Raw genomic sequence first — 16138 nt, forward strand, 5'->3', positions numbered from 1 at the left:
TATGGTAAAATATGTTATAGCTTTTTTTCTTCCCTGGTTGTCACTTATGTTTCAGAAAAAGATGGTTCCGGGAATCATCTGCCTGGTATTACAGGTTACGGTTATTGGCTGGTTGCCTGCCTTTATATGGGCTTTACTTTCCTTATTAAAGGAAGAAGGAAAACTATAATAAGTTTTAAGTTATAAGTAATAAGTTTTAAGACTTCATTTTTAACATTAATTTTTACTTAAAACTTATTACTTAAACTTAAGATTCTTCCTGTACTTGCGGGAGGAAGTATGCCATTCTGGAAGGTTCAACAATGTATTGATATTTTTTTACATAAACCTGTGTGAATTCAGCTCCAAATAGAAGCAATAAGCAGGAATAATAGATCCACAAGAGTATTAGGATTACTGATCCTGCAGCCCCAAATACAGATTCAGGTGAAACGTTGTTGAAGTAAATATTGAGACATATTTTTCCCAGATAAAATAAAACAGTCGTAAGGAAAGCTCCAGCCCACAAAGCACTGAATTTTATCTTAATGTCAGGTAAGTATTTAAATATAAGTGCAAATAAAATTGCCTGTATTGAAAAGGAAATAATGAAGTCAAAGAGGTAAAATATGTAAATGGAAAACCCCGGAATAATAAGGGCAAGAAAAGAGTTAAGGGATGATATAACCGAGGAGAGGATTATAGATATGAATAAGAATAAACCTACTATAAGTATAAGACTAAAAGATTCAGCTCTATCCAATAAAACTTTAATCCAGGTAGCTTCTTTTTTTACTCTTACCTGCCATACCTGGTTCAGTGAAGTTTGAAGCTGAATAAACACCCCTGTTGCACTTATAACAAGCACACCGATACCGGTGATCATTAATATATCTGAACGGGGTTGTTGAGATGCATTTACTATTATCTGCTGAATTTGTTTAGCAGTATCCTTACCCATAAGCATATTAATTTTTTCTGAAATATCGCCCTCAATTACATTTTTGCCAAGAAAAAAACCAATAGTATTAACGATGATAATCAATATTCCAGGTAAAGATATCAAGGCGTAAAATGATACTGCAGCCGCATGAGTAAATGCATCATCATTGATCCATTTGTTAATAGTTTCCTTCAACAGGCTTCCAATATCTCTGAATCTGAAACCATTCTTCTCCATAATATACCTTTTTTAGGTAACAAATATTTAAGCAAGCTTTGTTCTTTTTATGATGTTGGGGAGATGTAAGGGGTATAACACTTTTTTTGTAAAAACAAATTGAATAGTGCTTAGTTAAGTTGGAAGTTTTAAAATTACTAGAGGTCTTACTGAATTTATAGAATCATGAAAAATCTTCTTTTTATCCTTGCCGGTTTATTTATAACTGCAAATGCACTGGGACAATGTTTGCAGGTAAATGTCGGAGTTGTGATAGCACAAGAAGTGGATCCGTGTAAAGGACCAGTCATTCTTGATGCAAACGTTACCGGCGCAACATACCTCTGGAGTACCGGAGAAACTACTAAGCAAATAACTGTTACCCAGACAGATACTTTTACTGTAATAGTTGATAAGGCAGGCTGCACAGGCGTAGATACAGTACCGGTTATTTTTCTTGAAAATCCGATTGTTTATTTGGGTGCAGATCCCCTGCCGAGATGTGGTGGCTGCATTACTCTTGATGTAGGGGATCAGGGAGGAGCAAAGATTATCTGGAGCACCGGTGATTCTTCTCAGGTCGTTAAATTCTGTGATATTGGTAACAACAAAGTTTGGGCAAAAGTGACAAATGATCTTGGTTGCTCTGTTTCTGATACCGTTGAAGTTTCAGTAAAGCCTGGTTATGATATTGACCTCGGATCTTCTGACACCATTGTATGTGCCGATAGTATAACTATTTCTCCTCGCAGTTCTTTTGGTGGTACTTTTAAATGGAGCAATGGCCAGTCAGATACTTCAATTGTAGTTAAACAATCCGGAATTTATTACATAGACATATTCAATATTCCAGGTTGCAGTCCTTCCGATACTGTTAGCGATACAATCAGTGTTAAATTAGGAAGTACTCCTATTGTCGATCTTGGGACGGATCCTGATATAAAGTGTGGAGGATGCGTATTGCTTGATGCCGGTACGTTTAGTGATGCAAAATACTGGTGGAGCACCGGAGATACTACTTCTTCCATTTATTATTGTAAAACTGGATTCACAAGTGTATGCGCAAAGGTTACAACTTCAGAAGGTTGTTTCGATATAGATACCATAAAGATTAATATAAAGCAGGGTTACGATCCTTCGTTAGGTGAAGATGTAACACTGTGCGGGGATAGCCTTATCATTCGCACTGCAGATATAGGAAGAAAAATTATCTGGAATACAGGGGATACATCAGACTCAATTATTGTGAAAAGTTCAGGTGTTTATTATGTTTCTATCACTGATATTCCAGGATGCAATCCTGCTGATACAACATCCGATACCATTTCAATAACACTTAATAAATTACCGATCGTCAATCTCGGGCCTGATCCTGATAAAAAATGTACAGGGTGTTTTTCCCTTGATGCAGGAGCATTGGCAGGAGGTACATATCAATGGAGTACAGGTGAGACCTCTCAGCAGATTTCTTATTGCAAACCCGGGGAGAATAACGTCTGGGCAAAAGTAACAGATAGTAACTCTTGCAGCACTTCCGATACTGTTATTCTTTTTATAAGAGATGACTTAGGAGATATACTTGGTAAAGATACTACATTATGTGGCCAGGAAGTAACACTTAAGAGTCCAGTCCTTCAAGGAGATTATGTTTGGAGCACCGGGGAAACAACACCTGAAATTACAGTTCATGAATCAGGATTTTATACGGTTAAAGTTTTTAATGTGAATGATTGTTTACCCGAAGATACATTGACTGATACTTTAGAAGTTAGTTTTGTTGAGGTGCTTGCAAATCCTACTTCTATTATAGACTTAAGTTCTGCATGTGGAAAGCTTGAATTCATGATAAATCCTGTGCCTGGAGCGAGTTCTTATGAATGGAAAGTTCCGGATGGATGGAAAATTTTAAGTGGTCAGGGAACCAATCTTGTCGAATTGGAATCCAATGAGATGAAGCAAGGTACGATAACAGTAAAAGCCAATAACAGTATGGCGAACTGTGCCAGTGGCGAAGCATCAATTGAGTCTAATGAGGCTATTTATTCAGTGCATGTGCCCAATACATTTTCTCCAAATAGCGATGGTATTAACGATCTATGGGTATTAAGAAATATTGAATATTTTCCGGATAATGAACTGGTTGTTTTGAACCGCTGGGGAAATGAAGTTTATAAGAAAAGAGGGTATAGAAACACTTGGGACGGAAGTAGTTTGAATGAAGGTACCTATTACTTTAAGCTTAAGATCAGGTTTTGCAACACAGAAAAAACTATAGTTAATTATTTAACCATTGTAAGATAAGTGATGAGAAAATTATTTACTTCCGTAATTCTTTTGTTCTCTGTTCATTGTTATGCTCAGCAGACATTACAATTCAGTCAATATCTGTTCAATGGTGTTGTAATAAATCCGGCATATGCAGGAAGCAGGGAAGCAATTAATATTAATGGCCTTTACAGAAAGCAATGGTCAAAAGTTAATGGAGAACCAAATTCTTTGACACTGAGCGGAGATATGCCGCTTTACTGGAATAAAGCAGGTGTTGGAGCTTATTTCATCCATGATGAACTTGGTGCACAATTTCAGAATTCATTCTTCGGATCTTTTGCTTATAGGATAAAAGTATCAACCAAAGGAAGACTGGCATTGGGAGTAGCTGCAGGTATTACTAATTATGGCATAGACGGAAATAAACTAACTACTGATCAGCCAAACGACCCTGCTGTGCCTATAGGACGTGAAGCAAAAACCAGAGCAGCATTTCAGGGAGGTCTTTATTTTAATACTGACAGATTTTTTATAGGCTTGTCATTGAATAACGTGCTGGTAAACATGAATAAAGGTTCAGACATGATTCCATCACAAAGAAAGCACTTGTTCCTGGCGGCTGGTTTCGTTTCAAAAATCGTAGAAAATATAAAGATCAGACCTAGTATTATGATTAAAGAAGACCTGAAAGGACCTACCAATGGTGATGCTTCAGTTTTCTTTATATTCCATGATATCGTTTGGATAGGTGGTTCCTATCGAACAAGAGTGTTCAATAAAAACAATGTTGAAGATGTGGGATCAGCGAAAGATGCTGTTGTAATTATGGCTGAAGTCTTTCCTATTCCAAATCTGAGGTTGGGGTACTCTTATGATATTACTTTAACAAGTTATAAAGACTTTGCTACCCACGAAATTTCTGCGGGATATAATATTAATAGAAAAGGCGGATCAAAAATGTTAACACCAAGATACTTTTAATGTATAAAATTATGAGTCTTCTTACCAGAATCGGGTCACTTATCCTATTGTATAGCATGATCCAAAGCTACACTGCATCAGGACAGAGCATTCTTGCAAGGGCAGATAGAAACTATAATCAATTCAATTACTCTCTTGCTGTTAAAGAATATGAAGTTATTGCAGAAAAAAAAGGACAGTCTGTAGAAATAGTACAGAAGATAGCTGACTGTTACAGAAAAATGAATAAATCAGAAGAGGCGGAAAAATGGTATGCTGTCCTATTGACAAAGTTCTCCAGAGTTGAACCTTCAAATTTATTGTATTATGCTGAGGCTTTGAGGAACAATGGAGATTATCAGGAGGCAAGAAAACAATATATTCAATTTGGAAAGATGTTTCCTTCTGAAAAAAAGATGGCAGATGCATTTGCGAGAAACTGTGAAAAAGCAATGGAGTGGATGTCTAATCCAGTTCAGGTTAAAATCGAAAATGTAAAATCGGTGAATACTGTCTATTCTGAATTCTCCCCTTTGTTGATAGAAAATAAACTTATCCTGGCTACGGATAGAAAATTTGATGATACTGATTACTCCAATAAACAGATTTACGGCTGGACAGGCACACCTTTCCTAAATCTTGCTTTTGCCGAGATTGATACAAACTTCAAAATTGAGTTCAAAAATAAGCTTAAGGGAGTTAACGGTATGTATCATAACGGACCTGCTACATTTTCGAAAAAAGGTGATACGATTTACTTTACCAGAACAAATAAGGTTAGTAACAGAGGTAAAATTAATGGACAGAAGAAAGGACCTGATTTTGTTAACAGATTGGAAATATATTATTCTGTAAAGAAAAATGGGACATGGTCAGCAATACTGCCATTTGAATATAATAACATCCTGAATTATTCAGTAGGCCATCCAGCGCTTTCTCCTGATGGAAAAACTTTATATTTTGTGTCAGACATGCCAGGATCTATGGGACAAACGGATATATACTTTTGTACTATGGAGGCCAATGGAAAATGGAGCTTTCCAAAAAATGCTGGTAAATATGTAAATACACCTGCAAAAGAAGTGTTTCCTTATATTGCTCCTGATGGAAAGCTTTATTTTTCTTCCAATGGACATACTGGTCTTGGTGGGCTGGATATGTTTGTGACAAGCGGTAAATATGATAAATGGGATAAACCAGAAAATCTTATGTACCCTATGAATTCACCAAAAGATGACTTTGGAATTACACTGGATACTACTATGAATGGAGGTTTCTTCTCAAGCAATAGAGAGGGAGGAATGGGTGAAGATGATATTTATAAGTTTTCTAATCCAACCTGTGTGCTTGCAGGACTTACACTTCATTTGGTTGATAATTCGGAAAGGCCCCTTGAAAATGTATTGGTAAAACTTTATAAAATGGGGGATACAGCAAATGTAATTGCTTATGAAAGAACTTTTGGACAGCCTGCAAAGAAGATTTGTCTGAGGTCTTATGAGCCTTGTGCAATAGTTAAAAATCCAGAAGGTAAATTCTTTTTCAAATTACAGCCTGGTGCAAAATATGAATTGAAACTTGCAAAAAACAATTACTTCTCTCATTCCACAACCATAGAGGCAAAATGTAACACAGAGGATACTATGAATATTGCAATTCAGTTAAAAGAAATCGAAATAGATAAACCTATTATCCTTAAAGATGTATTTTTTAATGACCAAGACAAGCTCTTTGTAATCCGCAATATTTATTATGATCTCGATAAGTCCGAGATCCGCTATGACGCGGCTCTTGAGCTTGATAAGCTGGTTGAAGTGTTAAGAGAAAATCCGAATATTAAAATGGAACTTTCTGCACATACGGATAGCAGGCATTCAGAGGAGTACAACATGAAGCTTTCCCAGAAAAGGGCGGAGGCTGCAGTTCAGTATATTGTATCTAAAGGTATTCCTTCCGACGTAATAGTTGCTAAGGGTTATGGTGAAAGCAAGATTATGAATCATTGCAAAGATGGAGTTAATTGCAAAGAAGAAGAGCATCAATACAACAGGAGAACCGAAATTAAAGTTACTGAAATAATGGAGCCTGAAGTACACAGAGTTGGTCCTTACGATACACTTGAGACTATTTCTAAGGTATATGGGGTTTCTGTTGAAAATTTAAAAAAGCTTAATAATCTGGAGGAAGATACGATTACTGCAGGTATGAAAATAAAATTGAAATAATTTTCTCTATGTAATAAGTTTAGTGATAACCTGTAGAAGCAATTTTACAGGTTATTTTTTTGATTAGAAAAGATAAGTCTGAATGTACTACCTTTATCCACTTCACTCTCTACTTGTATAGAGCCATTGTTATTATCCATAATTCTCTTTAAAATGTACAGACCTACTCCTGTACCGTCTACATCCAGCTTTTGGTTGTGAACCCTTCTGAATATCTGAAACATTCCTTCCTGGTTTTTGGGGGAGATTCCAATGCCATTATCTTTTACCTCTAATACTATTGCATCCTTTTGATAGTATGTTTTAATAGTTATCCTGCATTTTCTCTTCCTTGATCTGTATTTAATAGCATTACTGAGTAAGTTATATAAAATACTTCTGAAATCCTTTATGGAAAACTTAATCTCAGGGGCAGTCAATTGATATGTAATAATGCATTTAGAATTATTTATATCATTCATTAATGTTATTTTGGCTTCTTCCAGAGCATCGTAAAGGTTGATCTCTGTCAAATCCTTTGATGTACCGTTTCCTTGTGCTTTGGTTACATCAGAGAGATCTTCAATGGTTTTTTTGAATTTCGCTAAGCTTTGGTACATCATATCTATAAGACTCTCAACTTCTCCATTTTGCTCGTTTGGTGAATACATTTCCTTTAAAAGCTGATCAAGGTATGTTACAAGCCCTTCAATATTTGATACAGGGGCTTTTAGATCGTGGGAAGCTGTATAAATAAAATTATCAAGGTCTACATTGGCTTTTTTTAATTCTTTATAGGCATCTTCAAGGTTTTGAATAGCAATTTTTAAGTCATGAATATCCATGCTAGTGCCGAACCATTTTATGATATTCCCTTTAGCGTCTTTTAATGGTGTTGCTTTGGAAAGAAACCATTTGTATTTTCCCTCCTTATTCATTAACCTCAGTTCTTTTTCATATTTTATTCCTTGGTTTACGGCTTCATACCATTCTTTTTCTGTTGACACCATGTCCTCCGGGTATATCGCAGAAAGCCATCCGTTGTTAATGGATTCTTCCACTGATAATCCGGTAAATTCTATCCATTTTTTATTGAAAAAATTAACTATACCATATTCGTCAGCACTCCAGAATATCTGAGGAACGGTGTTGGCAAGAAATCGATATTGTTCTTCACTTTGTTTCAGCGCTTCTTCTGCTTTTTTTCTTGTATCTATATTTTGTGTAATGCAGATGAAATACTGAATTTCATTTTTTTCATTCCTCACAGTGCTTAAATTCATATCGACCCAGAATACATCTTTATTTTTATTCATATACCTCTTCTCAATCTGGTAATCATTGATTTCTCCTGTCGAAATTTTTTCTAGTAACTCGGCTTCCCTTTTTGCATCTTCATGATAGGTGAAGTCTTTAAAATGTCTTCCCAGAAGTTCGTTCTTTTGATAACCAAGCATCTTATGAAATGCTTCATTACTTTCAATCAGGAATCCTCTGTCGTCTGAGAATGCGAAGCCAATTGTAGGATTATCTGCCAGAATTTTATACTTTATTTCATTTTGCTTTAATGTGTATTCAGCATTTTTTCTTTGGTCTATGTTTTCAATTATTATAATGAAGTATTCTATCTTACCATACAAATTTTTATATGGTGCAGCATTCACTTCAACCCATATAACTTTTCCTGATTTTGTTATTAATCGTTTCTCAATTTTATAGGTTGAGATTTCACCCGAGATTAACTGGTCAATCAATACTCTTTCCTTATCCAGGTCTTCATGGTAGGTAAGGACATCTAATGTTAGTTTTGTAATTTCATTCAGTGAATATTCGGTAAGTTGACAGAAGGTTTGATTTGCGGAAATATATTTTCCATAAGGTGATCTTCTTACAATACCAAAAAGTTTATTTTCTTCAAGTGCCTTAAATTTTTCATGTCCCTCATTTAATTTGTTAATATATTTTATAAGACCAGAGATATCCATGCCAAGGGCAATTGAACCAACTAACTCCCCACCGAAATGTACTTCGTTAATTTGCCAGTGAATAATTTTTTCTTCGCCTGATTTCGTTATAAGAGAAGTCTCAAAGCTCTGTAAATTACGCTTGGTCTTCCCCGCATAATATTTGTAAACATCTTTAGGCGTCACATAATCGAACCACTTTTTACCGATCATTTCTTTTCTTGAAAAACCTGAAGTGACTTCAGCTGCTTTGTTATATATTTGTATGATTCCGTTTTCACTTACACCTACTATGATCAGATTGGTAGAATCAATAATGTTTTCAAGTATATAGCTTGAGATAAGATTAGTACTACCTTCTATTTTCCTGTTGTTTAAGTTTCTTTGACCTTTATTTTCAAAGTTAATCCTGTTGAGTTTTGAGATACAAAATCTCAAATGTCTGATCTTGTATGTGTTTTCTTCAATATGCGTGTAAGATGCTGGTGTAAAATTTACTTTGCCATTTGCAATTTCAAGAAATGAAATCTTGTCTTCAAAAATCACATCTTGCGTCCTGGTAATTTTTATTGTGTTTTCGGTAATTTCAATTTGACTTTTTGAAGGTATAAGATATACCTTTTCCGCTTTTATTGCGGACTGGTTAATGATTTTATGTAAATATCGATTGTGGATAAAAAGGAACTTTTTCAGTTTAGATACCTTCTTTGACTTAAAGTTATCTTCAATCAGTATGATAACAGAATCTGTTGAGTAAATGCTAAAAATGGAATTAAGTATCGCTTTAACGGTAGAAAATTCAGAGGCCTCTGCTTTTATTCTGAGGATCATTTTTCGTAGCAAAGGGTGTTTTCCTAATGCTCTCTTTTTGTTGATATTTAAGGTTTTCTTTCTGTTGTGCATGCATGTACTTTTTAATAGTAAGAAATCCTTTGGTCCTCTTTTTTATTTATGATTAACCATAAGTTATTTTAATATATAACATTGTTTCTGGTGAATTAAGTTGTCAAATTATTTTTTCTTTTTTGAATGTTTTCCCTTCTGAATATTTTTATCAAAATCAAGGTCTTCAACATTCTTCATTAAAGATTTCCAATCTGTATTATTTTCTTCAGTAGATTCAATGGTTTCTATGTAGTCCTGTTTACTGATTTCCATTACTGTGATTTCTTTTCCTATATATTCCTCAATAGTTTCTAATAATGAAAGTTCCTCTTTGCTGCAGAATGAAATGGCTCTTCCTCTGTCGGTACCACGACCTGTTCTTCCGATTCGATGAACGTAGTTTTCGGGTTGTTCAGGAAGATCATAGTTTATCACAATTTCTACATTAGAAATATCGATACCTCTTGCACTGACATCCGTAGCAATAAGTAGCTTTGATTTACCCTGTTTAAATAAGTTCAATACCTTCAACCGGTCCTCCTGTTCTTTGTCTCCGTGCAAGGTAAGAGCTGCAATACCCGCTCTTTCCATTGCGGCTGACAATCGTTCTGCACGTACTTTGGTTCTTACAAAAGCAAGAATTTTTTTCTGAGCATTATCTTTCACAATTCTTTCAAGGAAAAACCTTTTATCGTCCATTTCAACAAAGGCTACGAAATGATCAATTTTTTTGGATACAGGATCTTTGGGGGAGATTTGTATTCTTATTGCATTTCTGACAAGGGAATAAGCGATTTCCTTAATTTTTTTATCTATTGTTGCAGAGAAAAAAAGTGTCTGGTGTTTTTGGGAAAGCATCTGCTTAACGTCTCTTATATCTCTGATAAAACCCAGATCAAGCATGTGATCCGCTTCGTCCAGAATCAATATTTCTATGTTATCCAGACTTAAATGCCCCTGATGGGCAAGGTCAAACATTCTGCCTGGAGTGGCTATAAGTACATCAATTCTCCCTTCAAGCTGCCTGATCTGTGTCTCTTGTTCCACTCCTCCATAAATTGCAAAAGACTTTATTTTTGTGTATTTTCCAATCTTCTCAAATACTTCATTAATTTGTACTGCAAGCTCTCTGGTTGGTACCATTACCAGGCATTTGATGTTATTGTTCTTATGTTTGGATTCGTGAAGCAGAGTGAGGACAGGGATTACAAATGCAGCAGTTTTGCCAGTACCGGTTTGTGCAATTGCCAGCACGTCTTCCTTATTCAGAATAGGCTGAATACACTTGAACTGAATGTCAGTCGGTCTTTTTAAACCAGCTTCTTCCAGGCTTTTTTTTATTTCTTGCGGAATTGGATATTCTTCGAATTTCATTATCAATATTTTTAGCGGTTCCCCTGCAAAGCGTTACTTATGAGATAAGTCACCAGTTAGGAGGAAGGAATTTCAGATTTTACTATGCTTTTAGTAAATTTCCGATTTTTTATTTTAAAAACAGGACTTTTCTGGAATTTATTTATGCCAGCATAAAGCTAATTTATTGCATTTTTTATACATTTAACATCTCTTAGGCAAGTCTTATCACTTTATCTTCAGGTATTAAACTAAATATTCATTCGAAATGGAATTCCCATCCTATGGCATAGTAGAAGAAATTCAATCTGATTATAGCACTGTGCTCTATCGGGTTGCTGTTAATTCCGAAACTTTTCTTCTTAAAGCATTAAAATCACCAAGTGATCAGAGTAGTCTTGCTAGATTAAGGCACGAATTTGCCATTGCAAATGAAATTACGTTTCAAGGTGTACCAAAACATATTCATCTCGAAAGCACCTCAGCTTTAGCTGGGATTTTTATTGAAGATATAGATGGGATAAGACTTACTGAATTTATTAAGAAAGTACCGATAGATTTAAATACTTTTTTTAAGATCAGTATAAATATCTGTGGTCTATTGGACGAGCTACACCAAAGGAGGATAGTTCACCATGCTATTAACCCCTATAATATTTTTATCTCTCCAGATAGCTTTGATGTAAAAATTTTAAATTTTAGTAACTCTACTCATTCAAATAATAAAGTTATCAACCTTAGCTTTCTAACAGGTGAAACCAAGCTTGAATATATTTCTCCCGAACAAAGCGGAAGGGTGCAATGGAAGACAGATAGCCGAAGTGATATTTATTCTCTTGGAGTTATATTTTACGAAATGCTTGGAGAGTTAAATCCCTTTTATTCTGAGGATTCAATGGAAATAATCCATTTCCATATTGCAAAAAGTCCAAGGCCGTTAAACAAGCTGAAAGTAGAAGTGCCTGATATTTTATCCGACATGATCAGTAAAATGATCAGCAAAAATCCTGAAGATAGATATCAATCTGCAAGTGGCATAAAAGATGACCTTGAAATCTGTTATGAACAGTTGCTTAATAATGGCACTATAGAGGTATTCCCTTTGTGCAGTACTGACTTTTCTTCTAATTTTCAAATTTCGAAGAGGATATACGGAAGGGACCTGGAAATTCAACAACTTGAAGAAGCCTTTGATGAAGCATGTGCAGGAAGAACAGGTTTTGTTCAAGTTACAGGATATTCAGGTGTCGGAAAATCTTTAATGGTAAGACAGATATGTGCAAAGGTAATTGATAAAAGAGGGTGTTTTATAGAAGGAAAATTTAACCAGATACAACAAAATATACCTTATTATGCATTCATCATTGCTTTCAGAGAATTTGTAGATTTTATTCTAAAGGAAAAGCATGAAAGGCTTAATAATTGGAAGAACATCATCTGCGCTGCAGTGGGGGCGAACGGAAAAGTACTTACAGAGGTTGTTCCCAACCTTGAATTGCTAATTGGCGTTCAACCTGAAGTACCATCACTAACACCGGCAGAAACACTTAACAGATTTAATTTCGTTACAAGAAATTTTATTAAATCTATTGCCACTGAAGATAGTCCCCTTGTAATATTTATTGATGATCTTCAATGGGCAGACAATGCTTCCCTTGAATTGCTTAAACTACTTTTATCCGGTAAAGAAATAAGCAACCTCCTGATTATAGGAGCTCTGAGAGATAACGAAGTGGGGGAGTATCACTCCTTAAACAAAGTAGTAAAAGATATAAAAGCATCGATTCCTGTAAGATCTATACACATAAAAAATTTAACTTTTGATGATGTAAGTTGCATTATTAATGAATCATTTGGAATTGCTGAGTCACAAAAGGATCATCTTGTAGATCTGGTCTATCACAAAACTAAAGGTAATGCATTCTTTGTGCATCAGTTCCTGAAATCTTTATACGAGGAAAAACTTCTGAATTTTGATTTTATAAACCGTCAGTGGGAACTTGATATCAAGGGGACGGAAGAGCTTAATATTACGGATAATGTTGTGGATCTTGTAGCTGCAAGAATTCAAAAGCTTCCTGATGAAACTCAGAAAGTTTTTAAACTTGCGGCTTGTCTTGGCAACCGTTTTGATCTTCTCTTACTTTCTATCATTTGTAATAAACCTGAGCATGACCTGGCACAGGATGTTCAGATCGGATTGATTGAAGATCTTGTTATTCCGGTAGAAAGAAGTTATAAGTTCTCTCATGATAAAGTTCAGCAGGCAGTTTATATGCTGCTTAATGAAGATGAAAGAGACACCCTTCACCTTCAATTGGGAAAAGTCTTGCTTGCTTACTTTTCAAATGATCAGATTGAAGAATATATATTTGATATCGCAAATCAGTTTGTTTCGGGAATCAATGCCCTTGATTCGGATCAAGAGAAAATGCAAGCTGCGGAACTCTTTGTACTTGCAGGTAAAAAGGCAAAAAGAGCCTCTGCCTACTCATCAAGTCTTGATTATTTAATCAGGGGAATCGACCTACTTTCAGAAAACACTTGGAAAGAAAATTATGACTTAAGTCTTGCATTGTATAGTGAAGCTGCTGAAAGTGCTTATCTCTGCGGAAATTACGATAAAATGGAAGATTGGATTGAACATGTTCTGAGTAACACTGAGATAACACTTGATCAGGTAAAAGTCTATGAAATCAGGATAAGAGCTTATACAGCGCTTGCAAGAGTTGAAGAAGCGGTGGTAACAGCGCTAAAGGTACTGAAAATTCTTGGAGTTAAATTCCCTGAAAAGCCCAACAAGTTCCATGTATTAATGGATGTGCTTAAAGTTAAGGCGGCTTTAGGTGCGAATTCACTTGATAGCTTTTGGAAGAGTAAGCAAATGAATAACCCTAAGGTATATGCTGCCATAAGAATTATTGCAAGCGTAGCCTCTGCTTCATATTTTTCTTTTCCAGATTTGTTCCCATTGTTTGCAACAAAGCCATTTCTCCTGATGGTGAAGCATGGTAACTGTGCTATGTCTTCATATATTACTGTAAGTTATGCTCTGATCATTTCAGGTGGATTTGAAGATTATGCAACCAGCAAAAGGCTGGTTAAACTGGCAAGTGAACAGGAAAAGTACTTTCCACCTGAACAGCATAAGTCAAGAGTTGGAATGGTTTCCAATACATTCCTGACGCATGTGTTCGATCATTTGAAAAAGACAATAGCTCCTTTGGAAGAAGCTTATAAAGCAGGTGTGCAGGCCGGAGATTTTGAGTATGCTGCATATTCGGTTTTAATACAATCTATCAATGAGTTCATATCAGGGAATCAGTTGAGAGATAGTATTGTTTCAATGAGGGTGAGAACCAGAAGGATTGTCCAACTACAGCAGTCTACTCCATTGTGCAGTCATAGCTTGTTTGCCCAGACTGCACAAAATCTATACGAAAATCCTAAAGATCCTTTATTGCTCATAGGAGAGTTTTTTGATGAGTCAAAGGTGAATCCATATAAGGAAGGATCCATTACTAAATCTTCAACCTTTGATTATTTTATATGCAAACTGTTACTTTCCTATTATCTGTGCAAATTTGAAGAGGCATATAAGTATGCTGTAGAAGCAGAAAAGTATGTGGCCAATTCTGTAGGAAATCCATTGGTGCCATCTTTCTATCTTTATCAGTCAATAGCCTATCTGGCTGTGGTGAATGGAAAGGGCCCGAAGGAAAGGAAGAGCATTCTTAGAAGGGTTTTGAATAATCAGAAGAAGCTTGCTAAACTTTCCAAAAGTGCTCCTATGAACTACTTACACAAATTTTATATTATAGAGGCAGAGTTAAACAGGGTAAAAGGTAAAAATGATAAGGCATATGCTAACTATATAAAAGCTATTTCATTTGCCCGTCAATATGAATACCTTCATGAAGAAGCACTGGTCTTAGAGATGATGGGTAAGTTTAACCTGTCTCGTAAAGAACCTGTACAGGGAGAGTTTTATATTCAAAAAGCAAGAGAGCAATACTATCATTGGGGAGCAATTGCTAAAGTTGAAGAGCTTGAAAACAGATATCCTTCGTTTCTGAAATTCGGAAAAACAGTTGGAGGTCATCATTCTGTAATGAATGAACAGGAGCAGGTTGCAGGAGATGCAATAGGTTTTGATCTCAAAAGTATCATGAAGGCATCTACTGCTATTTCCGGAGAAATAAACCTTGAAAGGCTTCTTGAAAAAATGATCAGGATAGTTTTGGAAAATGCAGGTGCTGAAAAGGGATTATTGGTTCTTAAAAATGAGGATGAAGAATTTTATGTAGAAGCAGAAGGAGCGTTGGATGACCCTATTGTTACCGTACTTAAAAGTATCGATTTTAAAGAAGCTGGATTGATTCCGAATTCTATTTTTCAGTATGTGCTGCATACAAAAGAAAGTCTGGTAATAGATAATGCAATAGAAGATCCAAAATTTTCTTCAGATGAACTGATTCAGGAAAAGAATCTTAAATCCGTTTTGTGTTTGCCAATTTTGAAATCCGGCAACATCATGGGTGTTCTTTACCTGGAAAATAACCTTATCTCAAATGCCTTTACTCCTGAAAGGATTCAATTCCTTCAACTGTTGTCAGGTCAAATGGCGGTATCAATAGAAAATGCATTGAATGAAGAAAAGAAAGTCGCAGCCTTCAGGGAGCGGGAAAATCTGCTTAAGAAAATCAACATTCAACAAACAATCCTTTCAAAAGAAGTTATCAAAACCCAGGAGTATGAACGCAAGAGAATTGCTGAAGAGTTGCATGATGGGATGGGATATCTGCTATCTACCCTAAAACTGAATTTGACGGCATTCAAGGAGAGTGGTGTAGAAGATAGGGAAAGTTACCTGGACAGCTCATTAAACCTTCTTGAAGATGCCTTTAAGGAGTTGAAATCAATTTCCAACAACCTTATGCCGGATGTACTACTACAGTATGGACTTGTTCTGGCTGTCGACTTTGTTTGCAAAAGAATTACAAGTACCGGTAAAGTATGTATTAATTTCAAATCCTTTAATATCAATAAAAAATTCCGAACTGATTTTGAAATTGAGGTTTTCCGCGTAGTTCAGGAGCTTATTAATAATGCTTTAAAGCACTCTGAAGCAAAAAATATGGATATTCAGTTTGTAAATCAGAATGATATTCTGGTAGTAACTGTGGAAGATGACGGAAAAGGGTTTAACTTTGAGAAGACTATTAAATCCCGAAAAAAGGGCAGAGGTTTAAACAATATCATAGCGCGAGTGAATTTTCTCAGAGGTACTGTCAATTTCGACTCTTCCGAAAGAGGAACCTCTGTCATTCTAAGTATACCATTAAAAGTGAAAATAGATTAATCCC

Annotated in this window: 8 protein-coding genes; 5 read left to right on the forward strand and 3 right to left on the reverse strand. The window is 35.5% G+C overall.

The genetic code is table 11. The features are described from left to right. Position 1 precedes the first annotated feature (1 nt). Positions 2 to 169, forward strand: a complete 168-nt coding sequence (locus tag MYP_RS25920; RefSeq protein ID WP_156140217.1) for a YqaE/Pmp3 family membrane protein — start codon at positions 2 to 4, stop codon at positions 167 to 169. A gap of 78 nt (positions 170 to 247) precedes the next feature. On the opposite strand, the gene MYP_RS00760 is transcribed toward MYP_RS25920, so the two are convergent. Beyond that, positions 248 to 1159 (reverse strand): YihY/virulence factor BrkB family protein, encoded by a 912-nt coding sequence (locus MYP_RS00760; RefSeq protein WP_045457125.1) that lies wholly within the window; start codon positions 1157 to 1159, stop codon positions 248 to 250. A gap of 165 nt (positions 1160 to 1324) precedes the next feature. On the opposite strand from MYP_RS00760, the gene MYP_RS00765 reads away from it, so the two are divergent. Genes MYP_RS00765 through MYP_RS26865 form a run of 3 tightly spaced genes read left to right on the forward strand, consistent with a single transcriptional unit; the run spans position 1325 to position 6591 of the window. Further along, positions 1325 to 3439 carry a T9SS C-terminal target domain-containing protein gene (locus tag MYP_RS00765; protein WP_045457128.1) on the forward strand — a complete coding sequence of 705 codons (2115 nt, stop codon included), beginning with the start codon at positions 1325 to 1327 and terminating at the stop codon, positions 3437 to 3439. A gap of 3 nt (positions 3440 to 3442) precedes the next feature. Further along, the gene (locus MYP_RS00770; protein WP_045457130.1) at positions 3443 to 4387 is read left to right on the forward strand and encodes a PorP/SprF family type IX secretion system membrane protein; all 945 of its coding nucleotides are present in this window, start codon (positions 3443 to 3445) and stop codon (positions 4385 to 4387) included. 11 nt (positions 4388 to 4398) lie between these two features. Beyond that, complete coding sequence (locus MYP_RS26865) at positions 4399 to 6591, forward strand: OmpA family protein (RefSeq protein ID WP_197059977.1); 2193 nt, start codon at positions 4399 to 4401, stop codon at positions 6589 to 6591. A 44-nt stretch (positions 6592 to 6635) separates the two neighbouring features. Here MYP_RS26865 and MYP_RS00780 read toward each other — a convergent pair whose 3' ends face one another. Both MYP_RS00780 and MYP_RS00785 read right to left on the reverse strand, forming a co-directional pair. Further along, complete coding sequence (locus tag MYP_RS00780; protein WP_045457134.1) at positions 6636 to 9437, reverse strand: PAS domain-containing sensor histidine kinase; 2802 nt, start codon at positions 9435 to 9437, stop codon at positions 6636 to 6638. Between the two features lie 108 nt (positions 9438 to 9545). Continuing rightward, positions 9546 to 10793 carry a DEAD/DEAH box helicase gene (locus MYP_RS00785; protein WP_045457137.1) on the reverse strand — a complete coding sequence of 416 codons (1248 nt, stop codon included), beginning with the start codon at positions 10791 to 10793 and terminating at the stop codon, positions 9546 to 9548. Between the two features lie 247 nt (positions 10794 to 11040). On the opposite strand from MYP_RS00785, the gene MYP_RS00790 reads away from it, so the two are divergent. Continuing rightward, positions 11041 to 16134: an AAA family ATPase gene (locus tag MYP_RS00790; protein WP_045457141.1), complete on the forward strand. Its 5094-nt coding sequence runs from the start codon at positions 11041 to 11043 to the stop codon at positions 16132 to 16134. Positions 16135 to 16138 lie beyond the last annotated feature (4 nt).

The organism is Sporocytophaga myxococcoides (assembly GCF_000775915.1).
Lineage (GTDB): Bacteria > Bacteroidota > Bacteroidia > Cytophagales > Cytophagaceae > Sporocytophaga > Sporocytophaga myxococcoides_A.

Excerpts from the sequence above, each read along its gene's own strand:
- MYP_RS00780 (WP_045457134.1), bottom strand. The coding sequence starts at position 9,437 with ATGCACAACAGAAAGAAAACCTTAAATATCAACAAAAAGAGAGCATTA.
- MYP_RS00790 (WP_045457141.1), top strand. The coding sequence starts at position 11,041 with ATGGAATTCCCATCCTATGGCATAGTAGAAGAAATTCAATCTGATTAT.
- MYP_RS00760 (WP_045457125.1), bottom strand. The coding sequence starts at position 1,159 with ATGGAGAAGAATGGTTTCAGATTCAGAGATATTGGAAGCCTGTTGAAG.
- MYP_RS00785 (WP_045457137.1), bottom strand. The coding sequence starts at position 10,793 with ATGAAATTCGAAGAATATCCAATTCCGCAAGAAATAAAAAAAAGCCTG.
- MYP_RS00765 (WP_045457128.1), top strand. The coding sequence starts at position 1,325 with ATGAAAAATCTTCTTTTTATCCTTGCCGGTTTATTTATAACTGCAAAT.
- MYP_RS00770 (WP_045457130.1), top strand. The coding sequence starts at position 3,443 with ATGAGAAAATTATTTACTTCCGTAATTCTTTTGTTCTCTGTTCATTGT.
- MYP_RS26865 (WP_197059977.1), top strand. The coding sequence starts at position 4,399 with ATGAGTCTTCTTACCAGAATCGGGTCACTTATCCTATTGTATAGCATG.
- MYP_RS25920 (WP_156140217.1), top strand. The coding sequence starts at position 2 with ATGGTAAAATATGTTATAGCTTTTTTTCTTCCCTGGTTGTCACTTATG.